Annotated in this window: 18 protein-coding genes and 2 pseudogenes; 6 read left to right on the top strand and 14 right to left on the bottom strand. The window is 53.2% G+C overall.

All coding sequences use genetic code 11. From position 1 onward, the window contains the following. The first annotated feature begins 155 nt into the window (after window positions 1-155). Window positions 156-638, top strand: coding sequence for a helix-turn-helix domain-containing protein (locus tag ACX3YD_RS22900; RefSeq protein WP_458961112.1), 483 nt, complete (start codon window positions 156-158; stop codon window positions 636-638). A gap of 543 nt (window positions 639-1,181) precedes the next feature. Here the strand turns inward: ACX3YD_RS22900 and ACX3YD_RS22895 are convergent. Then, the gene (locus tag ACX3YD_RS22895; protein ID WP_458961111.1) at window positions 1,182-3,779 is read right to left on the bottom strand and encodes an AAA family ATPase; all 2,598 of its coding nucleotides are present in this window, start codon (window positions 3,777-3,779) and stop codon (window positions 1,182-1,184) included. 157 nt (window positions 3,780-3,936) lie between these two features. Then, window positions 3,937-4,395, bottom strand: coding sequence for a 3'-5' exonuclease family protein (locus ACX3YD_RS22890; RefSeq protein WP_458961110.1), 459 nt, complete (start codon window positions 4,393-4,395; stop codon window positions 3,937-3,939). 467 nt (window positions 4,396-4,862) lie between these two features. Between ACX3YD_RS22890 and ACX3YD_RS22885 the strand changes: the two genes are divergently transcribed. Further along, a complete protein-coding gene (locus ACX3YD_RS22885) occupies window positions 4,863-5,198 on the top strand; it encodes a hypothetical protein (RefSeq protein WP_458961109.1) in 336 nt (111 codons plus the stop codon). Between the two features lie 207 nt (window positions 5,199-5,405). On the opposite strand, the gene ACX3YD_RS22880 is transcribed toward ACX3YD_RS22885, so the two are convergent. The 3 genes and pseudogenes from ACX3YD_RS22880 to ACX3YD_RS22870 all read right to left on the bottom strand — a co-directional run bounded on the left by ACX3YD_RS22880 (window position 5,406) and on the right by ACX3YD_RS22870 (window position 7,053). After that, the gene (locus ACX3YD_RS22880; protein ID WP_458961108.1) at window positions 5,406-5,768 is read right to left on the bottom strand and encodes a response regulator; all 363 of its coding nucleotides are present in this window, start codon (window positions 5,766-5,768) and stop codon (window positions 5,406-5,408) included. A gap of 23 nt (window positions 5,769-5,791) precedes the next feature. After that, window positions 5,792-6,469 (bottom strand): annotated as a pseudogene (locus tag ACX3YD_RS22875) (ATPase domain-containing protein); the annotation flags it as partial. A 368-nt stretch (window positions 6,470-6,837) separates the two neighbouring features. Next, window positions 6,838-7,053 carry a hypothetical protein gene (locus ACX3YD_RS22870; RefSeq protein ID WP_458961107.1) on the bottom strand — a complete coding sequence of 72 codons (216 nt, stop codon included), beginning with the start codon at window positions 7,051-7,053 and terminating at the stop codon, window positions 6,838-6,840. Between the two features lie 293 nt (window positions 7,054-7,346). Between ACX3YD_RS22870 and ACX3YD_RS22865 the strand changes: the two genes are divergently transcribed. From ACX3YD_RS22865 to ppa, 3 genes and pseudogenes are all read left to right on the top strand, one after another. After that, window positions 7,347-8,213 (top strand): patatin-like phospholipase family protein, encoded by an 867-nt coding sequence (locus ACX3YD_RS22865; RefSeq protein WP_458961106.1) that lies wholly within the window; start codon window positions 7,347-7,349, stop codon window positions 8,211-8,213. A gap of 67 nt (window positions 8,214-8,280) precedes the next feature. Beyond that, window positions 8,281-8,536 (top strand): annotated as a pseudogene (locus ACX3YD_RS22860) (DUF190 domain-containing protein); the annotation flags it as partial. A 9-nt stretch (window positions 8,537-8,545) separates the two neighbouring features. After that, window positions 8,546-9,100: an inorganic diphosphatase gene (ppa, locus tag ACX3YD_RS22855; protein WP_458961105.1), complete on the top strand. Its 555-nt coding sequence runs from the start codon at window positions 8,546-8,548 to the stop codon at window positions 9,098-9,100. Here the strand turns inward: ppa and ACX3YD_RS22850 are convergent. Continuing rightward, a protein-coding gene (locus tag ACX3YD_RS22850; protein ID WP_371106590.1) for an IS3 family transposase occupies window positions 9,072-10,291 on the bottom strand; the annotation gives its coding sequence in 2 pieces (ribosomal slippage) (window positions 9,072-9,946 and window positions 9,946-10,291; 1,221 coding nt in all). The genes ppa and ACX3YD_RS22850 overlap by 29 nt on opposite strands. A gap of 430 nt (window positions 10,292-10,721) precedes the next feature. Between ACX3YD_RS22850 and ACX3YD_RS22845 the strand changes: the two genes are divergently transcribed. Further along, a complete protein-coding gene (locus ACX3YD_RS22845; RefSeq protein ID WP_458962077.1) occupies window positions 10,722-12,044 on the top strand; it encodes a chloride channel protein in 1,323 nt (440 codons plus the stop codon). A gap of 3 nt (window positions 12,045-12,047) precedes the next feature. On the opposite strand, the gene ACX3YD_RS22840 is transcribed toward ACX3YD_RS22845, so the two are convergent. From ACX3YD_RS22840 to ACX3YD_RS22805, 8 genes are all read right to left on the bottom strand, one after another. After that, window positions 12,048-13,325 (bottom strand): DUF2254 domain-containing protein, encoded by a 1,278-nt coding sequence (locus ACX3YD_RS22840; RefSeq protein ID WP_458961104.1) that lies wholly within the window; start codon window positions 13,323-13,325, stop codon window positions 12,048-12,050. A gap of 145 nt (window positions 13,326-13,470) precedes the next feature. After that, the gene (locus tag ACX3YD_RS22835; RefSeq protein ID WP_458961103.1) at window positions 13,471-13,869 is read right to left on the bottom strand and encodes a DoxX family protein; all 399 of its coding nucleotides are present in this window, start codon (window positions 13,867-13,869) and stop codon (window positions 13,471-13,473) included. Between the two features lie 59 nt (window positions 13,870-13,928). Continuing rightward, window positions 13,929-15,005, bottom strand: a complete 1,077-nt coding sequence (locus ACX3YD_RS22830; RefSeq protein ID WP_458961102.1) for an FAD-dependent oxidoreductase — start codon at window positions 15,003-15,005, stop codon at window positions 13,929-13,931. Continuing rightward, window positions 15,002-17,191, bottom strand: coding sequence for an FAD-dependent oxidoreductase (locus ACX3YD_RS22825; protein ID WP_458961101.1), 2,190 nt, complete (start codon window positions 17,189-17,191; stop codon window positions 15,002-15,004). The genes ACX3YD_RS22830 and ACX3YD_RS22825 overlap by 4 nt, the downstream gene beginning before the upstream one ends. After that, window positions 17,188-18,114: a hypothetical protein gene (locus ACX3YD_RS22820; RefSeq protein WP_458961100.1), complete on the bottom strand. Its 927-nt coding sequence runs from the start codon at window positions 18,112-18,114 to the stop codon at window positions 17,188-17,190. Before ACX3YD_RS22820 ends, ACX3YD_RS22825 begins: the two co-directional genes overlap by 4 nt. Window positions 18,115-18,167: 53 nt before the next feature. After that, on the bottom strand, window positions 18,168-19,553 hold the full coding sequence (locus ACX3YD_RS22815; RefSeq protein WP_458961099.1) for a sodium:solute symporter: 1,386 nt from the start codon (window positions 19,551-19,553) through the stop codon (window positions 18,168-18,170). A gap of 11 nt (window positions 19,554-19,564) precedes the next feature. Further along, entirely contained in the window at window positions 19,565-20,542 is a 978-nt protein-coding gene (gene arsS, locus ACX3YD_RS22810; RefSeq protein ID WP_458961098.1) for an arsenosugar biosynthesis radical SAM (seleno)protein ArsS, read from the bottom strand. Between the two features lie 331 nt (window positions 20,543-20,873). Then, a complete protein-coding gene (locus tag ACX3YD_RS22805) occupies window positions 20,874-21,347 on the bottom strand; it encodes a DoxX family protein (protein WP_458961097.1) in 474 nt (157 codons plus the stop codon). Window positions 21,348-21,369 lie beyond the last annotated feature (22 nt).

The following is a 21,369-nucleotide window of genomic DNA, read 5'->3' as shown; positions in this document are numbered from 1 at the left end:
AGCCTGGCTGAATCACGCCAGCCATGCCTTGGCCTCTTGGGTAAGACCATTAAACCGCTATGCAAGCCAAGAGGCAATCATAATGAACCTAAAAAGGCGTGTTATGACTGATCTGGATGTGGCCTTATCCTCAAATTTGCTTGGGGAAAATACCGATGGATGCGGCAGAAGCGCTGGCCGTCGTGGTTCGTGGGATTCGCAGAGGGCAAGGCCTGTCTCAAGAGGACATCAACAGCATCGGGCGCTCTCATCTCAGCCGGATAGAGCGGGGGGAAGTAAGCATCACGCTTGACGTCCTGGTACGGCTCGCAGGGATTTTAGATCTCGACCCGGCTGCGCTGATTCTGATGGCGACCTCGCTGCAAGCTCACGAGTCATTCAGTGACGGTCTAAAACGTCTCTCGAAGCAACTGACCAGAATCAAAAAGGCCGGTATCGATCTCGAAATTGAGTCGCTGGTTCGGGCTGGAAAACTACCTCCTGGTCGACCAGCCAGATCTGGAGCGGCGGCTAACGCGCTTGAGGCCAGTCGATTGAAGAATGACGGAGTGCCCGTTGTGGAGATCGCGAAAAAATTAGGGCTGTCCGAAGCTACTGTTCGTAGATATCTGAAAACAACCACGTTCGAACAACCGTGATTTCTGAATGACGTGTAAATGACCAGCACCCGACTGAAAATGTCACAGGAAGGACAGCTGTGGAAGACTGCTCTGGAACACCTTGGCTCCATAGGTCTCCATCAATTTGTGGTCGAGATTTGGGCTGGCACTCGGCCTGCAGCTCGTCCAACTGTCGAGTACCTGGACAGCAACCACGTTGGCGGTGACGTGCTGAATATACTGAGAATTGCTCAAGTCGCTGTAGGCGCAGTTGTGCCTTACAGGCCGGTTGAGTCAGGCAGGATCGCGATCTATTCCGCTCACGCCGAGCATCTTGCACATGGGTTACTGAAGGCCATGCCGGTCGGAAAGCTTTCGCCCAGTTTGAAGGGGGCCCGGCTTGAGGCTGAGCTGGGAATGTAGATCGAAATCCGAGACCCAGCCCAATCAAACTTTTCAACAAACTCCTTGTTTGTCCCATCCCATATCTGCCCCGGAAGGGGGTAGTCGGGTCAGGCTGTCTAGGAGCAGGCCAGAATCAGAGGGTTTGGCTTGATTCTGACCCATGCTCAATGACTCAAATTAACTGGTTCGAGATCCAAACTCGGTGATCCAGTTTTGCAGGGCTGTTACGTCGGCCTCGAACACATCCAGTTCAAGAGCGCTGCTTGGCATCTCCTCAGACTGAGCATGCTCAAACACTGAGTAGCGGGTCATTAGGTCATCAATGAAATTGCAGTCGTCATTTGTTACCTTGGCCACCTTGTACAGCTTGCCCTGGGTATTGATTGCACGCCTGAAGCGACCGACGACATCCGCCAAGAGAACGTACTCAATCGTCTTTTCGACGATGATCCTGAAGTCACTGCAGGCGCTCTTGGCGAGCACCTCATAAGTCTCGACCTCAGCCTTCTCCTGAAGCTTTCTCAGACGGGTAATCGTATTGTCGATTAAACCCCTGACAGCGCTTTCCGGTCTCAAGTCTCTAGCACTCGCAGTGGCGACAATGCCTGCAGTTTTTTCCATCCTCCGAAGTGATGTCAGCGACGACTTGACGGAGGGCATCCCTGGCGTTTGCTCCCATTTCTTGATAACAGCTTCTACCTGGGCCACAAGAGAAAGTCGGTGGGTAAATATGATGACCTGCCTTGTCTGTGACAAGGACGCGAGGCGCTCGACGACCTTCTCTTCAAAATCTTGGTCAAGTGAAGATATCGGGTCATCGAAAATAAACGGGGCCAGCTGGTTTGAGCCTGTGGTGTCCGCAAGGAACGCGGCCAGTGCGGCGATTCTGGTTTCACCTTCGCTCAAGATGTATTCCAGGCCGTGAGAGCCATGTGCACCTACCAGGTTCAAACCGAAGGTAATCTTCCCCTTGCCGCCAGATTTACTCTGTGGAGCTATTGGGATGCGGTGGCCGCCTAGAAGCTTCAACTCTTCGATGAATCGAGCTTGGTAACCAGCATCCAGTTCGGTCTTGGCCAGCTCATTTTTCTTGGTGGTCAGGGAGTTGGTGGCGGCTGAGCGTGAAGCTTTGTCTATAGCTGCAACTGCGATCAGCCTAGCCCTTTCAGCGCTGATGGAGGCCTTGTTTTGTGAGAGCCACTGCTTGGCTTGCAGGCGCTGAACGCGGTCTTGCATTGCCTGGCGATGCTCATCCTTCAGCAGGGCCGACAGGCTTACTTCTTCGGCAATCAGGTCTGCAGACTTAGCTTTTGCCGCTTCGTTTATGCTCGACCAGTCGAAAAGCTGCAAGGTGCCGACAGGGCTCCCCAGTACAATTTGATCAAGCCGCGCTTTCAGCATGCCAAGCCAGGCGATCCCATCAGTCTCTTCGAAGCCCAGAGTGGACATTTGAACAATCCAGTCCGCTTGTCCTGGAAGCGCTGGCAGCCGCTTTTTGCGATCAGTAAAACTATTTTCAGCTCTCTTGGCGGTTGTCTCGAGGCCGTCAGTTACAAACTTTTCAAACCCTGCCAGGCGGACTTTTGCCTCCTCGCCGAGGCGTTGGTGGCAAAGCACGCAACGTGAATCAGCAGAAACGTTGGGGAACGGAGATTCAGCGTAGGCCATGCCAGTAGAGTAAGCGCGCGCGTGTTCCCACATCTGCTGCCAGGTCGCAGAGCCGACGCCCTCAAGCTCTGCTTTCCCGAAAATGGCTACCGCCGCCTCTTCGCAGGTGCTTCTTGCCTGGACGGCTGTATTTTTCAGATTTTCCAGCTCAACCGCTGCTGCGTCGTTCAATCCCAGCTGGAGTGTCGACATCGTTGTTTCAATATTTTTCAGTGCGGTTTTTTCTTTGTTGATGGCCAAAAGCCGACCAGCAATATCCTTCTCTGCGAGCAAGGCTTCGTTCTCTATACGCTCCCGATCAAGTTGGTCGGTGTACAGACATTCCTTATCTATGCTCGCGGTAGTAGTCGTACCCTTCAGGCCCTGAAGCCATTTCGCTTCGGCAGTCTGATTTAGGATCTCTGGGATGGCGGGTAGTGCTTTGTTGAGTAATGCCTTTTCTCCCGCAAGCTCTGCGTTAACGGCGTCCGCTGTGGCGATCAGCGCCGATACAAACTTCATCCGGCTGGGTTCATAGCATGCCTCAGTCCTGCCCATGTACTGTTGGGCAGCCTTGCTGTCGAACACCTGTGCATGCCGCAGAGCTTTGTGGGGGCCGCTGGGGATATCCCAGTGAACATCAGCGGGCTTGCCGTCGATGGACACCTTGAAATGAGCACGGCATGCCGTAGGGGTTGGATCGAAGACATTGCTGTATATCTCGTCCTTGGAACGTGATCCGCAGATCTGCTTTAGCAACCGTGCGAATCCACTCTTGCCAGTTCCATTCTGTCCGTAGATCACCGCGAGATTACTTTTGCCGAATGAGAGATTGGCGCCCGCTTTGATTGCGTTCAACCCATGCACATCAAGGATCTCGTCAATCCGAAGCAAGGGTCTGTTGGCTGCCTGCGATAACGTACCAGGTGTTACGGTCAGAAATCCTGGATCAGCCTCATCCTTGGCTTCGAGCTTGCAAAGCCTAGCTAGCGTTTTGATCTCCTCTTGGTTCAGCTGTCGCTTCGAGTCGATCAGCATTCGAGCTGCTGTCTGCAACCATTTAGGGCGTCCGTTCAGCCAAGTCTCGAAATCATCAGCTACTATCGGCTCTATCTCAATCGTCGACATGGCGTACCTATCTCACGGGTAAATCATTGAGCGTAGCCGTTGAGTGGCGTTTTGCTACCATTTCGCCATTAAGTTTATTGCGAAATGTGACCGCTATGGTCTCGCCGTGACCGGTGATATTGAGTAGCGGTCGAGTTGGCTATGTGAGGCCATGTCGCTAAATCGGATAAGTTCCAAGGCTGAACATACCGGCTATGATTCTGGCGTCTAAAAGAGCGTGGTGTGGGAGCTCGTCCCCATCATTGAGCGCGGTCAGGGTGGTCGCGTTAGTGGGCTGGTTCCGCACATTCTGTGGCCACTTCCCACCATCGTATGCAAGCTCGCAAAAAAGCTCCCAGTCGTATTGAGGGGCGTCTGTGACAATCTCCAGAAACTCATCAAACGACACGATGAACTCGAGCAGTGCTTTCCTCGCCTCTATGACGGGCATAGCGTGAATTCCTCCCCAGAGCTGTGGAAGGACGATCCTCACCACGAACTCGCTGCAGTCCGCTAATTGCCATGCGTCCAGCAATTCGACGTAGAATTCGCGCCCATCCTCAGCGACCAATGCTAAGGACACCAGCTTGGCTTCGGCGCTGAGCAGTGTGAACTCGCAATCTAGAAAGAGCCTCATACCGTTGGAACTCCTTAATGACTAGGGCCCGCCTGGATATGACGCAGGAAGCTCCGCTATGGGAGATGGCCCTTGAGCATTTTGGCTCAGACGGGCTGCTCCAAGCGGTGGTAGAGATGCGAGGTAGCGCATCCGCTCCGTCTAGACGAGTCGTTGAACACCTGTCCACCGACAGGGTGAGCCAAGATGTTTTGAATATACTGAAAATTGCCCAGGAGCGACTGGGAGCTTTCGTTCCGGATCGAAGGCCAGTTCATGGCACGGTCACGTTGTTCGCTCGTCATTCAGTGACTTAGCTGACGGGCTCATTATACGACTGCCAAAGGATCAGCTTTCCCTAGACTTGAGGGGCTATCGGATCGAAATCGAACTTGGGATGTGACGTCCTTACATTTTCCCAGGGGATACTGGTGAGCAGCAATCCTAGTAGAGCCTTTTTGCTAAGTACCACTCCGTTGAGATGTTCTATGAATCCAGATTTAACTGAAGAAGAAATGCGTCGTGCCCTGTTCGGTACTGATCAGCCTGAAGTGCAGGTTACCGCTCCTCCAGTACACGAGCCTGTGCAAGAGGTCGTGTTGACGAAGACGGTGGCAGCTCCCGTAGCCAAGAAGAAAGTCGCGAAAGCGTTTACACCTAGGCTTAGGGTCACGCTCCGTGTTGGGAACGAATTTGAGGGGAAGATGGTGGAGTTGATTCACGAGGCCGACACGTTGAGCTCGTTGCTTGCCGAACAGGATGCTGTGAAGGCTGCCAGGAAGAAGTACAAGTATGTTGAGGTCGTATCGGTCAAGTCCATGTAGACGCACCCAGGCTCGCTCTTCCGTCACGGCGTTTATTAGTGCCCTCAACGCTGCGGGTAGATGACATGTTCGGACGGGTACATCTATCCCGCTAATGCCGAATATCTTGCGGATGAGCTGTTACAACTCATGCCAGTCGCAAAGCTGCCACAGGGCTTGAGGGGTGCCAGGCTTGAGGTTGATCTGGGGATGTAGATCGAACACCCATTAATCAGAAGCTAGGAGCTTTTTAACTTCGGCAATGATCAAGTCGATGTTGAATGGCTTTGCCAACACCGCATCAAACAGATCCGATCTCTGCATACCGATGTGTGCCTGAGCACCGCTCATCAAGATGATCGGCAATTGATTAGCGGAAGGAAGAGCTCGGACGGCTGTGGCGAATTCCAGGCCGTCCATAACCGGCATCATAAAGTCGGTGATGATCAAGGCTGGCTGTTCTCTATTAAGAACCTCGAGTCCTTTTCGGCCATTGCTGGCCGTTACCACCATGAACCCCTCATCCTCCAGCGCGAGGCTGAGAATGTCAGCGAGCAAATACTCGTCGTCGACGACCAAGATGGTGGTCATTTTAGTTCAGTCCACTCAAAAGCTTAAGAAATTGAACCGGGAGATGACTCAGTGGGGACTGATGGTTCATGTCTTGAAGCCTTTTTCAGGAAAACGTCTTGATCATGGATGACGACCTCAAATCGCGAAGGGTCGTAAGAGCTGTCTCGTACTTTAAGAATGGAAAGCGTCCTGCTTAGTTCAGAGTGATTCTCAGAGAATCGCATCAGCATCAGGTTGTCGACGATGCTGGAAAGATCAGAGTTTGGTGCGCTGACCTCGGAGCCAAAAAGATCGCGCATTTCCCAGGATGCAAATACCGTGACGCCCCTTGATCGCAGCTCGTTCATCAGAGCACTGAAGAAGTCAGTAACCCTCGCAGGATTTGTCGAGACGCGTGTCATACCACTAAGGCTATCGATGAAAAGGCGTTTGATGCCTTTTTCTTCAACGATACTCAGCAGTCGTGCGCCCAGTCCATCCAGCAGGCCTTCTGTAGTAGGCTGCCAGGCAATCATCAGCGCGCAGCTGTCTTCCATACCTTTGATGTCGATACCCAACGATTGGCCTTTGAGTCGCAGCCGTTGTGGGCTCTCGTAGAAGCCAAAATGCAGTCCTGGTGTATCCACCGTCGACTCAGCCAGAAATTTGAGACCCAAAGTCGTTTTACCTATCCCAGATGGGCCTATGACCAGGGACACACTGGAACTGTAAAGGCCTCCATGTTGGCGCCAACGCCGAATTGACCTACATGCCGACGCAAGACTGACCCAACTCCAATCGGCAGAAATCCAGCACAGGAAATGATTCGCTAGGTATCAGACTGGGTCAGTGGCATCTCGGTAACTGGATCAATTCGGCGTCGGCGCCAACAAGCTGATTGATCTGGTCGCCCCCTCACCGTGGATGATGCGAGTCGAGTAGGTGATTCAGTCGTGCATCAATTGAGGGCTCAAGTGCTTCAAGTAGAGCTGGAGTCACCGCCAGCTTGAAGCGTCACCGCCCAGCACTACCTGAATTGAGATAAAGCTGTTCATCGCGCCACCCTTGCGTGGCTTAGGCGAACGAGCTTAGAAGTGGTGGACGCGGGTCACGCGAGCTTGATGGCTCCACCCTGGATATCGTCCCGTGCCATTCGTAAGTCATTGGCGTCTTGATTGAGCTGATGAATCAGGTTGAGCAATCGTTGGCGCAACACCTCATCCTGGAGCTGCTCGGCAGCACGCATAACATCAAGCGCCGCTGTCTCATTGTTGGTGGCGACGGAGTCGAGCAGTTTGCGCACACTTCTTGATGGCCGATTCATCTCCAACCCTCCCAGGTTCGGTGACGCGAATGATATGGCCGGAATGTTTCGTCAGTATTTCAGTTACACGAACAGGTTTTGAATCACCAGCTCGGGTTGATTTGAGGATAGCTAGAGGGTACCCCCATGAGGTCGATTACGTTTGTAGCGCCGATCCGTAATAAAGCTAAAGCACTACCGTCGAGCCGGGCCTTGCCGGCTTGCGGCGTCTCGATCATGTAGCGAACACCCGAAAGGAATGCTGACTCGTCAGCTACACTGATTCGACGCATTACCGCACAGAGACTTCGAGCATGGCGACCAAAACCGCAATCGTATTCGCTGGCGGCGGCAGTTTGGGCGCTGTCCAAGTTGGCATGTTGCGGGCCTTGGTCGAAGCCAATCTTCGATTCGATATTGTGGTTGGTGCTTCGGTAGGCGCTATCAATGGTGCCTACTTTGCCGCACGGCCCGATTCCGATGGCGTCGAGGCCCTCGCCGGTTTCTGGCGCGGGCTAGGTAAATCTGACATCTTCCCCCTCTCCTGGCTCGATACCTGTAGGGGACTGATCAAACGGCGTGGCTTTCTGTTGCAGCCAGCGGCCTTGAACCGATTGCTGGATAAGGCACTGCCCATTCATCGTATTGAAGAGGCGAGGCTACCCCTCTACATCGTCACCACCGACCTGCTCAGTGGTGCCGAGACTGTTCTGTCCAGTGGCGAACTCAAACAGGCGTTATTGGCCAGCGCTGCTATCCCTCTGGTGTTCCCCTGCGTACAAATCGCCGATCAGTTCCTGGTTGACGGCGGCGTGGCAAGCAATACACCTATTTCGACTGCCGTAGACTTGGGAGCCACCAACGTCGTGGTAATCCCCACCGGAGTGAGTTGCGCCCTAACACAACCGCCCCGAGGCCTGGTCGCCTTAGCCCTGCATACCGTCAATCTGATGAGCATGCGCCAACTGGTGAGCGACATCGAACACTTCCGCACTCTCACCAGCTTGCACATCGTCCCGCCCTTGTGTCCTGTGGATGTCTCGGTGTTCAACTTTGACCAGACCGAGTCTTTGCTGCAGCGTGCCTACGAGCAGACCCTCTGTTGGCTGGAACGTGGGGGGCTCCAACGCACAAAGGTACCTAGTGCCCTGACCATCCATTCACATGTCCATGAGCATTGATTGATGTGAATTACCTATAAGAAAGGCCCACAACACTCAGTGTAATGTCGCGAGCGTAATGGATAGGTTGAGCATGGCTAAAGAGATGGGGTTGCGCGGCGCGACCCTCTGCACAGGAATCGAAGGATTGGGCACACAGGGAAATTGCACTCATCGCATTTTTTTGAGCTGGCGGATCATCCGACGGAAATTCGAATGGCTATGAATTCGAAAGGTTGTTCAAGAGGTTGGAGATTGAGGAGATTCCCGTATTCTATATAAAAACCCCAATTGAAATGGGCACCCTCGGCAGAAAGGCCTCCAAGCCATTCGTAAACCTTTGAGGTGGGAACGTGAGTTATACGGACATTCCATCAGGTATCGCGATCCCTGATGACTTTTTTACGGTAATCGAGACTCCTGCAAACCATTCTCCGGTTACATACGAGGTGGATAAAACAAGTGGACAGACCTTCGTTGACCGCTTCCTCAGCACATCGATGCTTTATCCCGCCTACTACGGATTTATTCCAAATACGCTGAGTGATGATGGCGATCCTCGGGGCGTAGTGTTGATTTGCCCGTACACGGTATCGCCTGGCGTTGTAATTCGCAGCCGCCCGGTTGGTGTTATGTATATGACAAGCGAAGCAGGTGCTGGCGCCAAAGTAATCGCGGTGCCTCATGACAAGCTCAGCTCTAAGTACAGCGACGTGAAAGAGTGGGAAGATCTTCCCGTACTTTTGCTCGCACAGATCCAGCACTTCTTCGAAAACTGCAAGGCATTGGAGCCGGGTAAGTGGGTGAAGATGGGCCGTTGGGGGAGCGCTGATGAGGCTCGGTGGACTTGCCCCTACAAAACCGGACACCAACTCCCCGTTAAATTGATGCTGCCGCCAAGCGCCTGAACTCCCTCGGTGAACGGTAATTCAAGGCGCTGTGCGGATGCTGCTCGTTGTAATGCTCGAAGGCAATTGCCAAGTTACGCAACGCCGTTTCTCGATCCGGCTTAGGCATGTGCGCCACGTAGTCACGCTTGATCGTTTTCACGAAGCTCTCGGCCATGCCGTTGCTCTGCGGGCTGCGAACTGGGGTGGTCACCGGCTGCAAACCGATCTGTCGAGCAAACAGGCGTGTCTGTTCGGCGGTGTACGCCGAGCCGTTATCGCTGAGCCATTGCACCGGCGTGGTCGGCAGTTGATCACCGAAGCGCTTCTCCACGCTTTCCAGCATCAAGTCGCGGATATCATCGCCACTGTACCCGGTCGGGCTGGCGACCCACCCGATGGCTTCGCGATCACAGCAGTCCAGGGCAAAGGTCACGCTCAGTTTGGCGCCGTCCTCGCAGCGGAACTCAAAGCCGTCCGAGCACCAACGCGTATCGCTGCTTTCCACCGCAATACGGCCTTCGTGCCGACGCGGCACGCCGGGTTGTTTGATCCGGCGTTCAAGTAGCAGGTTGTGATCACGCATCACCCGGTAAACCCGCTTCACGTTGATCGCGGGTAGCAACTGGGTTTCACGGGCGCGACGCAGCAATCCCCAGACTCGACGGTAGCCATAGCTGGGCAGTTCGCTGACCTGTTGCTGGATTTCGGCCACCAACTCAGCATCGTTCACAGGTCTGCTTCGCCGTATTTTGGGCGATACCGATTGCTTGATTCGAACCGTTAATTGCGAGCGCGCCACACCGAGACATTCGCTGACCAGCTTCACTGGTCGTCCCCCGGCAACAAGGGTGAGTGCGCAATCCATTTTCGCGACCGGGCGATCTCCACGGCCTCTTTGAGGATTTCTGCTTCCATCGTTTTCTTGCCCAGCATCCGTTGCAGTTCACGGATCTGCTTGAGCGCATCGCTCAGCTCGGAGGCCGGCACCACGGCTTCACCGGCACTGACCGCCGACAGGCTGCCGTCCTGATACAGCTTGCGCCACAGGAACAGCTGGTTGGCATTGATGCCGTTACGCCGAGCCACCACCGAAACGCTTTGCCCTGGCTCAAGGCTCTCGCGAACCATGGCCAGCTTTTGCTCTGGGCTCCAGCGGCGCCGCCGCTCCTGGCCCAAAAGCTCCCCACTCTTATCGTTGCTGTTAGTCATAAACATAACCGTTTGCCTATCCCTTATCGTAAGGGGGAAACGGTGTCCTGTCTTTCATGGGGCTCGTTCACTCGGGAGGAGATTCGCAAGTCTGTGGCTGCGTATGCCCCGAAATAAGTTTTTTGTGCTGGACTGAGAAGAGTCTGTCGAGTTTTGGCTACGAGAGGTGCGTGAGTCGTACGCAGCCTCTCAGTCGCTCGGAGAATCGAACGTCGAGGGAGGAACACGCATGGAAAAGCCAAGATGAGGCTCGCAAGCTATCTGCTTAAAGGTGCTGTAGACGCTGGATAAAAAAAACCTGGGTAGCGCTCACCTAACGGTGAAGCGATAGGTGAGCCTTCTGCTCCAGCTTGCGCAACGCTGTTTGGAGATAGCGGCTTATTTGTTTAGTCTTGCCGCCAACATTGCGAGTTCAACGGGAATTCTTCGGGTGATTAAACCGATAATGCTGTTACGCCGAGGCTTCGCCTCGATGCGCTGGCGCACTAGGGTAACGCTGTGGATTGCAGCAACCATTGCCGGGCTGCTGGTGGTGGCTTTTGCAAGGCTGGCCGATATAGCCCTGGCGCAGTTTGCGCAACAGACCGCTGAACGAGCTTGGCTTCCTCTTATCTACACTCCGCTGATCGGCATGCTCGTAGTTTGGCTGACAACGCGCTTTTTCGTGGGTGCACAAGGCAGCGGAATTCCGCAGGTTATCGCAGCAACACGGCTTGCCCACCAAGGTAAGCCCATTAACAAACTGGTTTCACTGCGTATCGCTTTTGCCAAGATAAGCCTTGGAACTCTGGCGCTGACAGGCGGCTTTTCGGCGGGGCGTGAAGGCCCCTCAGTTCAGGTTGCGGCATCCATCATGCACTTCTTTCACCGCTTCCTGCCAAACGCGCGAATCGTGCGCAGCGAGGATCTCATTCTGGCGGGAGGTGCAGCGGGTATTGCGGCTGCATTTAATACGCCACTGGCCGGGATCGCATTCGCGGTAGAAGAGCTGGGACGCAAGCTTGAAACCCGTACCAGCGGCGTTCTTCTTAGCACCATCATCCTCTCTGGGATGGTTGCCATTGCCTTGCAGGGAAACTACAACTATTTCGGTCATTTCGGCATTCAGGACATTAACCTCGACATAGTCGTCCCGGCATTGGTAATAGGGGTTGGATGTGGGCTATTGGGTGGTTTATTTAGCCGAATGTTGTTATGGCCACAGCGGCACCCAAAGTTCATCATATGGCAATGGCGGCGCCTGCACCCAGTGTGGTTTGCCGGTATCTGTGGATTAGTCGTCTCAGTATTGGGCTGGCTCAGTGGCGGAATGTCATTTGGTAGCGGATACGGCATTACCTCCCAAGTCATCGCCTCCGATGTAGTCCTGCCATGGCACGCCGCCATTACGCGATTCTTAGCGACTGTAGTGACCTACTTCTCTGGTATTCCAGGAGGTATTTTCGCCCCTTCGCTCGCTGTAGGGGCAGCAGTCGGCGCCAATACCGCAGAGCTGTTCCACCTGGCCGCGCAGCCCACTATTGCACTCTGCATGGTTGGTTTTCTGGCTGCCGTTACTCAGTCGCCAATCACCTCCGCAATAATTGTGATGGAGATGATTGATAGCCACAGTATGGTGATCAGTCTCATGGCGGTAGCCTTGATCGCCAAGGCTGTCAGTTCAAGAATGGGCCCTGAGTTGTATCAGCAATTGGCGCGAGGTTTTCTCGAGAACGCAGAACCTGCCACCACGCCAAAGAACCCAACTCGATAGACCTTACCGTGTCATCGTTCTAGCCAGTGAGCTCAGTTGATCCTTCTCATGCTGCAGCGTTAACGTGGTATCTGCACGAGCGATCAGAAGAACCACGTGCCTGTCGCATGCATCCTTAAAGATCGCAGGGTTTATCTCAGCGAGACTGATGAGGGCTTTCAACAGGCGCACGTTAACTTCCAGCAAAGCTGCACCGTCCCTGCTGATCGGAGCAAAAAAATCATCGAACAGATCATCAACCGTCAACCCTCGGAGAAAGATCTGTTTACAGCCTTGGTCTGTATGCGAGCCCGACACGTGAGGCTTGCTCCAGCAAGTTAAAGTCCTCACTCCCCGGCCAATGACATCGATGGCTGTCCCAGGGTCGTTCACCGCAGGCGATAAGGCGCGAGAAGCGATTTCCGAGAGCACGCAAAGTCCGAAGCGGGGATCATTTTCAAAGGTTCGGCGGACGCCGATGGTCAGAGTCGCTAGAACCTTCTCTATTGCAGTATCGGTATCACCGGCCATCGTGTTGCCCAAGCTCACAATGTGGAGGAGTGGCATTCCCTCGTGCACAAATGTCCCCGGAAGCACCTCCAGATAAATCTGTGTTTGATCGTCCTGCGCGATAGCTCCAAGTGCGCTCACATCGATATGTTGCACATAGCCTGTTAGCTCACTTTTGACTGTGATTGTGCCAGGAGGTAGCGACAGATCGGTCGGGTAAGCTGAACCACCTAAGTAGGGCCACTGAACTCGCTGAGTGATTGCCTTTATCGCAGCCTTCTCGACGCGGTCGATGGTTTCTCCCACCCTTCCGAGTTTTGACAGGTGATCGATCCAGCGCAAGAGGGTGTAAACGATCAAGATGACCACAATTATCGTCACTGCGAACAGTAATACTCGACCTTGCGTGCCATAGGCTCCCGTGCTCAATGCGATGATCCCTACCAGGCTAAAGAGGAATGAGCCTATGAACGTAGCAAGGGCATTTTGGGTCGTGGTGTCTTCCATGACCAGGGTGGTGGCGCGCGGTGTCACTCCGCTACTCGCGGCCCCGTAAGCGGTGACCATCGTGCTTAACGAAAAGGTTGTGACGGCCAGCATGCTGGAAGCAATGATCCCCAGAATCTTGTCCACCGCATCCGCGCCGATGCGCGCTGGCAATGACTCCGGGATGAAGTCTTTGAAAACAACGGCGAGAAGAGCCGTAGCCACCCCTAGAATTGAGAACAAGGAGGCTCTGAACCAAAGCCTTTTAGTGAGTTGATTCGTTACCCAGCGCCAACGGGCGATCATGTGCAATACCTTCAGTGACTACGTCAAATTGAGTGGCGGACGGGGTAAAAATTTTATTCGGTAATGTGGAATGGTAGGTTGCATCCTGTCTGCCAGCTACTATCTTCTGAATCTTCTGAACTAACACCTCTCTATGGGCTGTTTATTAGCGCTTATCCAAAGCAAGTCGATCCTCGTCTCGAAACGCGATCAACAGTACACTCCCTGAAAAGATAATAATCGACGGGTAGAACAAGGCGTTGGATCCCTCAAAAAACCAACCCCATGGATCTATGACTGATTTCATCACGGCCAGAAGGGATGTGCCGTTGAAGAGTACCTGTATTGGATAAACCCAGCGTCGAGCAAAGCCAACAATGATTAGCAATCCAACGAGCATTTGAACTGCTCCGCCCAATTGCAGGATACTTTCAGTCCCTAAGCCCAGGTAATATTTATTAGCCACAGCCACGCTGTGCCCTACATTAAATACCTTGTCTGCTCCCCAAATGACTAATAGCCAGCCAAGTGAAACTCTTAGTAATAGCAGTGTCCAACTCTTCATTACAACACCTCAGTGCTTTTATGTGGAATTAGTTATTTGCTTCAGCGCAATGATTATCATCATATGATCGTTAGCTTTTTTATAAATTTTTGATCAAGTCGATCTTTCCACCATCCAAATAAACGGCCTTGCGCAGTTATCCCTGCCCAGCTCATCAAGGCACCGCCCTTACCGTCTGCCAAAAGTGCCAATGCGTGGCGTTGAGGCAAAAAATCGCTCAGCTGTTGGTGTTCTAAAGCCGCCGCTAAATTCTTTGCGAGTATCGGCCCCTGGCGCACCGCATAAACACCGTTACGCGGGCAATCAGGCAGGCTGGCACAATCACCAACGGCTAGAATTTGCTTGTGGGATACGCTTTGAAGAGTCGGGCTAATCGCGATAAACCCACGACCATCCTGAGCAAGCGTTCCCTCTTTTAACCAAGGCAGAGGCGCTGCTCCGGTGGCCAAAATGAGTCGTTTACCGCGCCATACAATCTGCGATTCACATAGCAATGCATCGCCATGCACTGTATCGACTGCTGAACCCTCGATAACCTTTACATTAGCACTCACAAGGCACCGTATTGCCCGCGCTCTCAAGCCTGGTGGATGCCCAGCAAGGATCTCTCCTGAGCTTATAAGTGTTAATTGTGGGACTTGAGGTGCAAGGGCAAGAGCGAGCTCAACCCCTGCGGCACCACCACCCAGAATTGCCAAGGGCATAGGTGATTTCTGCCAGGTACGCCAGGCGCAGACGAGCCCCTCGAAAGGCTTCACAGGAACCAGCTCCAACTCGCGAAAGTCTCCCTGCGGTGGCTCTGGTTTTGAGCCGACGTTTAGAGACAACCAGGTAGCCGAGCAAACACGCCCATCGGCAAGCCTCAACGAGTTTGAGTTGGGGTCGATGCCAACAATTCGGCCCTGTATCAGGTCAATCCCTGCGCTAGCACAGAGCGCAGGTAGAGTTACTCGACACTGCTCTGGCCGATACCTTCCAGCGAGCAAGCCCGGAAGCATCCCAGAGTACCAAGCCGATGCCCCATCGCTTATGAGCGCGATACGTCCCTGAGGCCGAGAAACAGAACGCCAGTGGCGAAGCACACCCAAATGAGCATGACCAGCTCCTGCCAGCAGGAGGTCAAATTCCGTGATCAAGAGAGCTTCTCATCTGTCTTGAGGGCAGGCTCAACACGCTGGTTGCCCCCCAGGCGCCATCGATGGAATTTTGAAAGCCAGCGCAGTGCGCCGATGGGGGCATGGGCACGCTTCCATTCTCCCGCAGCATATTTGTTCGCTTCAGCCAACGTAGGGTAAATATGGATCGTGCCGAGTATTTTGTTCATGCCGTAGCCGTGTTTCATGGCAGCCACGTATTCGGTGATTAGATCGCCTGCATGCTGGCCTACGATTGTTACGCCAAGGATCCGATCCTTGCCAGGTTCAGTCAGCACTTTGATGTAACCGTAGGCTGCGCCATCGGCGATAGCCCTATCTAGATCATCAATGCCAAAGCGGGTGACTTCGTAGGCAATGTCTTGGGATTTGGCTTCTTGCTCATTCAAGCCAACACGTGCCACCTCTGGATCAGTGAAAGTCGCCCAAGGAATCACCCGGTAATCGACTTTAAATTGCTTAAAGCCCCCAAACAGTCCATTCACTGCGGCATACCAGGCTTGGTGCGCTGAGGTGTGGGTGAATTGATAAGGCCCCGTGACATCCCCTACAGCAAATATATTGGGGAAGCGTGTTGCCAAGTATTCATTGGTATTCAGAGTGCCATTACCCCGCACCTCCAGACCAAGTTCTTCAGCGCCGAAACCCTTTACATTAGCGACCCGGCCTAAGGCCAAAAGCATCTGATCGAAAGGTATTTTCACTTCGCTGTTGTCTGCCAGGTTTACGCAAATAAGTTGCTGCTGGCCTTCAAGCACTTCAAAACGTATAGCCTTATGCTGCAACCTAACATCAACTCCATCCGCCCTGAGGCTTGTCATGACGATGTCACTCGCATCGACATCCTCACGGATCAATAGTCGCTCAACCATTTCGACTTGGGTCACCGCACTACCGAGGCGCTGGAATGCTTGTGCCAACTCACAACCGATGGGCCCACCGCCCAATACGAGCAATCGTTTTGGTTGTTCGCGCAATGCCCATATGTTGTCCGAGGTAAGAGGAGTGATGAGCTCAATACCGTCAATTTTGGGTATCAATGGACGGGCACCAGTGGCGACAATGATGGATCGAGTGCTGAGAGCTTTACCATTGACCTCAACAGTCCAGGGAGAGGTGATCCTCGCTTCTCCCTCAATGACTTCTACGCCCAGCCCTTTGTATCGTTCGACGGAATCATGCGGTTCGATTTCCGATACCACGCGCTGAATACGTTGCATGACCGCCGCAAAATCAACCTTGCCAGTAACCGACCTAAAACCTAGGCTTTCGGCTTTTTTAAGTTCGTGGGCAAATTTGGCAGATCGAATGAGTGCTTTTGAAGGCACACACCCCGTGTTCAGACAGTCGCCACCCATCTTGTGCTTTTCGATCAACGTAACCTTTGCTTTCACCGCCGCTGCTATGTACGCCGATACCAGGCCACCGGAGCCCGCGCCAATAACCACCAAATTGCGATCAAATCGCTTGGGCTTCTTCCAGCCCGCATACACTTTACGAGTCTTGAACCATTCCAGAATTTTGCGAGACAAAATTGGTAGCAACCCAAGCAGCAGGAATGCGCCGATGAGACTGGGTGAGAGGATTCCAGCCAACGAGTTGAGTTGACCAAGCTCGCGACCAGCATTCACATAAACCAACGTGCCGGGCAGCATACCCAACTGACTGACCCACCAGAATGTACGCACAGGCAACTTGGTCAATCCCATCGCCAGGTTGATCAATACGAAGGGGAATACGGGTACCAGTCGCAAGGCGAATAAGTAGGATGCCCCCTCACGCTCAACCCCTTGGTTTATTCCCGTCAGGCGTTTACTGAACTTGGCTTGCACCCAGTCGCGCAGCATGAAGCGACTGATCAGCATCGCCAATGTGGCCCCAAGCGTAGATGCAAAGGACACCAGGAGCGTACCGCCGTATAAGCCAAATAATGCACCGCCAAGCAGAGTCATGAGGGCGGCTCCGGGTAGAGACAGTGCAGTCACCATTACGTACAGAAAGAAATACGCGCCGCCAATGAACCAAGGGTTGGCAGACACCTGTTCACTAAACGCTTCCTGCTGGGTTTTGAGGTTTGTCAGGTCGAGATATTGGCCCAGATCGAAGATAAAAAAAGAGGCGATCAGTGCAGTTATCACCGCAAAAAGTATGAGCTTACGAAGGTTCATGAGAGTGGATCCTTTACCGTAGAAACTGAACACTCCTGAAAGCCGCCCAGCAAGGCTGATGGTGGAAGATCGTCAGTTCCATTGAGTAAACGATCACGATAAGAAAGTGCTGCAGGGCTCTGTGAGGGCCATTGTCGGTCGAAGTCCTGGAGGAAGGCCGCATGGTCGTATTCAAGCGAGATTGCTTCGACATAGAGTCCGAGCAACTGCGCGCGATAAAGCGCCTGGGGATGGGGGGTGGAAGCTATCCTTGTGACAAGCCCTTTACGTTCTGCGTTGAAGTTTGGAATGCCGGCAGCACCGTTATTTATCACCGCCCCAGCCCCCCAGCTCAAGGCTGCGGGGGAGCATGTGTGGCTGGTGGCGAATACGTCGATTTTTCGTTCAGCCATCCAATCCGCCAATTCCTTTTGGCGATCAACAGATTTCAATGCCTGACGTGAACACTGCCAGCCGGCAAGTGAACGCTCATCACCATGACTGATGGCGACTGTACGTCCGGCGACTTCGACCAGTGCATGGGCAGGACGCAATGCAACTGAAGCCCTCAACGAGGGAAGAGTAGCGAAGGTTTCACACAGCCGTTCATGGATAGAGTTAGACCAAGCGACCGTGATTTCTGTTACCTCCTCAGGATAGGCGCACCCGCATCCCGTTCCGCTGTCTTTCACCCGGACTAACTCAGTTTCAACGTTACCGCGAAGAAGAACGTGAGGGGTAACGCGCTCCTCGAGGCCCCGGAAGATCTTTGGATCACGATCAAACCAGTGCAAATCGCCGTTGAATACGGCACGCGCTTCTGGCTCCTCAGCCAGCAACACTTCCAGCGCACCTAATGCATGGGTGTTTCCGTAAAGGCCTCCCACTACGTAGAGCGTTTTGCAGCCAAACTGTGTTGGCCCATTGAATGCGGTGGGCGGCAATCTGTAGTCCAGAGGACAATCGCGGCCAGGTCGCATGAGCGTTCGAACCCGACTCATATCGCGACCCGCTTAGATAGGTAACCTGGGATCAAATAGCTCAATATGCAAAGCGCCAACCCGTAAAGATTGGTACCCAAAAGCAGAGCATATTTTCCATCACCGATAGCCCAACTTTGAGGTATCCAGCCCAAGGTAAGTCCGATGCCCAGAGCAATACCGCACCAGAAACTCAGGTGGAACCCCAATCGAGTTGGAGTCACCACCCCGTGTAAAACGAACACTGGCGCGAGACCGATAACCATTGTGCCGCTCAGCGTTGTTGCTTTTAGAATGTCGGTGCCGGTGAGCATCGGAATGTTGCCAAAGACGGCGAAGATCACCATCACAGACATGCCTACACCGATAGCCTTTTTGCCTATGTCATATCCAGCCAACAGTGGCAGCTCTCGACCCACTAACTTGGCCAGACTAGAAAAAGTAGAGTCAAGAGTGGAGCCTGCCGCTGAGACCATCACTACGGTCATGACCAGCAGAGCGACCACCCCCATGGATTTCGCCAGCGCCGCTGGGACGTTATCGGTAACACTCATTCCGACGAGGGTGGCGTGTACACCAATCAAACTGAACGCAAGAATGGCAACAAAACCCAGCACTCCGGCAACGAAGAAAGATCTCCGCATCGTCCGTTCTTCGCTGATGAAGCCACGATCCGTGAGGACGGGATCATGAAATGGGTAACTGAATATTTGGAGCCCTGCGACCAGTAATAAATCAACGCCTGAGCTCATCGCCCAATGACTGGTACTCATCAACTGCTTGGTGCTGTGCTGCGGTAAAACCAAGCCAAGTACCCAGACAAGGGCAATCAGGAATATTCCTGCTTGGGCCGCATCGGTCATGATTGAACTGCGAAGTCCACCACGCAGGCTGTAAGCCAGCGTCACCAGGGTGAACAACGAGGCAGCTACGATAAACTCAGTGCTACCGGCAGCACCGTAATAGCCACCGACCACAGCGGTATTGCTCCAGACCTCGTTAAATAGCCTAATAAGGATAGCTGCGCTGAAAGCCAGTGCCGCAGCGCGATCATAATTGGTGGTCAGAAAGCTCACCAGCCCCGTAGCGCCGAAACGTCGGCGCAGTCTGAATATGACTAAACCTGCCAGAGGGATTGAAAGCCAATACGTGGCATAGGCTAGGCCACCAACCAATCCGTAGCTTGCTCCCAAGTTGGCGGCATTCGTTACAGATTTGGCGAAAATCCAGCTGATGAAAATACTCGATGTCACTAACCAGGGAGCCGCGCTACGACCTTGCGAATCTTCGCCATGGAAAAAGCCACCCAGCGTTACAGCACGAGGAGACAATGCATACATGATGAGGCCATAAATCAGTAAAAAACCCCAAAAAAACACACCTAGCAGACTATTGGGCTCCATTGATCCTCTCCTTAACCCTTCAATGCGCCAGCGCAACTCGAACCCTGACCAGCGGTACAAGCAAAGCAGTGGTCGCGAGTGCTGATTAGGTTGTTTTCAAGGCTCGAAGATTCGAGCAAATCACGTAGATGGGGCCGATCACGACCAATCAGATTAGGCATGAGCATCGGCAGGTTTAACATTTGGTTGAAGTCGCAGTCGTAGAGGTAACCCTGCCAGTCCACGCTGACCAAGTTCCGGCACATGACTGCATCGAGATTCTCTGATCGATAGCTATCTCTGAGCAGCTGCATGTAATTACCGAACTGCCCCTTGCTGACCAAGGTGCTTCCAAAGCGGGCAATGGGTTGGTTGGTAATAGTCAGGAGATGGTTGAACTGAATGCCGAAATCCTCAGCCAGGTGAGCTTTGTAATCGATCTCGAGCTGAGCCTGCGGCGGGGGCAAGGCTGCGCCTTGAGGGTTGTAAACAAGATTTAGGATTAAGCCTGTGTCAGAAATGCCGAACCCAAGACTGTTGAGCTTTTTGAGGCCTTCAATGCTGGCGTCGAATACCCCATCACCTCGTTGCTTGTCGACATTCTCTCGGGAGTAGCAAGGCAGAGATGCAGTCACCTCAACTCCTTGCTCAGCCAGAAACTCCGCTAAGCCTTCATACCCTGGTTCACTGAGAATCGTTAAATTACAGCGGTCAATGACACGCAACCCTTCTCGCCGAGCATGGACAACGATTTCTCTGAAACGGGGATGCATTTCAGGAGCGCCCCCTGTCAGGTCGAGGGTTTTCACTGGATGCGCATCAATAACTCGATGCAACAGCGCAAGACTTTCATCCGTCATGGATTCCTTGCGAGTGGGGCCTGCATTGACATGGCAGTGCAGACAGCGCTGGTTGCAAAGGTAGGTGAGATTGATCTGCAAGGCTTCCAGATGCCCTCGGCGGAGGGGCGGAAAGCTCAAGGCATTCAGAAGCGGTAACATTGCGTGCATGGCGATAGCTACTCTCGAAAACTGATGTTCTGAGGCCACAGCCTCTCGGTGTTCCTGTTGATCTCTCGCAACCGGCCAGTGATCGTGCTGAGGCTCCTAGTACATGCAATGGAACAAGCACGGTTCCTCAACCCCGACGTCGCCAAATATCTATTTGGACGAGCACAAAATACTCAATTACTGACTTTTGGACTTTTCAGTCCGCAAACCAGGAAAATTTACCTATTTCAGTATTGAGCACCGACGCTTAAAGCCTGTTATCTGTGCGAAAAAATTGGCTTTGACTTATCACACGCCCCCGACAGACAGGACGAGGACAAGGTACAAAGCATCATTTGATGCCGAGTGGTCGATCCAGAGACATTAAACCACCACCACGTGCGACGATGAGCAATAACAGGCCTGCCCAGGAAAGGTGTGTTGGCCAGGCATCGGGGTAGACAAACACTTGGATTACAAAGGTCATTCCCAGTAATGCTAAAGCAGATAGTCGTGAGAACAGACCCAGCACAAGAAGCAGTGGAAACAAATGCTCACTGTAGGTAGCGAGATGCGCTGCCAGTTGCGGAGAGATCAGTGGCAGTGCGTATTCTGTGCGGAACAACTCATAGGTACTGGGTGTGATCGTCAAAAATCCACTGACTTTGGTGCGTCCTGACATAAAGAACATGGCTGCGATGGATAGGCGAGCTACCAGCACCAATAGCGAGTCACCAATCATCAAGCCAAGTCGATCTGCAATGCGGTTCCAAATGCCACGCAAAGATTTATCGGCTTTGGACGAAGTATTTCGTATCGCGTCCATGATTTGCTCCGTTGTTTAAGTC

The organism is Pseudomonas fluorescens group sp. PF-1 (genome assembly GCF_054481335.1).
This window is presented reverse-complemented; position numbering and strand designations above follow the sequence as displayed.

What these genes read in the sequence shown, in the direction of transcription:
- ACX3YD_RS22900 (WP_458961112.1), top strand. Translation starts at nt 156, where the DNA reads ATGGATGCGGCAGAAGCGCTGGCCGTCGTGGTTCGTGGGATTCGCAGA.
- ACX3YD_RS22895 (WP_458961111.1), bottom strand. Translation starts at nt 3,779, where the DNA reads ATGTCGACGATTGAGATAGAGCCGATAGTAGCTGATGATTTCGAGACT.
- ACX3YD_RS22890 (WP_458961110.1), bottom strand. Translation starts at nt 4,395, where the DNA reads ATGAGGCTCTTTCTAGATTGCGAGTTCACACTGCTCAGCGCCGAAGCC.
- ACX3YD_RS22885 (WP_458961109.1), top strand. Translation starts at nt 4,863, where the DNA reads ATGAATCCAGATTTAACTGAAGAAGAAATGCGTCGTGCCCTGTTCGGT.
- ACX3YD_RS22880 (WP_458961108.1), bottom strand. Translation starts at nt 5,768, where the DNA reads ATGACCACCATCTTGGTCGTCGACGACGAGTATTTGCTCGCTGACATT.
- ACX3YD_RS22870 (WP_458961107.1), bottom strand. Translation starts at nt 7,053, where the DNA reads ATGAATCGGCCATCAAGAAGTGTGCGCAAACTGCTCGACTCCGTCGCC.
- ACX3YD_RS22865 (WP_458961106.1), top strand. Translation starts at nt 7,347, where the DNA reads ATGGCGACCAAAACCGCAATCGTATTCGCTGGCGGCGGCAGTTTGGGC.
- ACX3YD_RS22840 (WP_458961104.1), bottom strand. Translation starts at nt 13,325, where the DNA reads ATGATCGCCCGTTGGCGCTGGGTAACGAATCAACTCACTAAAAGGCTT.
- ACX3YD_RS22835 (WP_458961103.1), bottom strand. Translation starts at nt 13,869, where the DNA reads ATGAAGAGTTGGACACTGCTATTACTAAGAGTTTCACTTGGCTGGCTA.
- ACX3YD_RS22825 (WP_458961101.1), bottom strand. Translation starts at nt 17,191, where the DNA reads ATGAACCTTCGTAAGCTCATACTTTTTGCGGTGATAACTGCACTGATC.
- ACX3YD_RS22815 (WP_458961099.1), bottom strand. Translation starts at nt 19,553, where the DNA reads ATGGAGCCCAATAGTCTGCTAGGTGTGTTTTTTTGGGGTTTTTTACTG.
- arsS (WP_458961098.1), bottom strand. Translation starts at nt 20,542, where the DNA reads ATGCACGCAATGTTACCGCTTCTGAATGCCTTGAGCTTTCCGCCCCTC.
- ACX3YD_RS22805 (WP_458961097.1), bottom strand. Translation starts at nt 21,347, where the DNA reads ATGGACGCGATACGAAATACTTCGTCCAAAGCCGATAAATCTTTGCGT.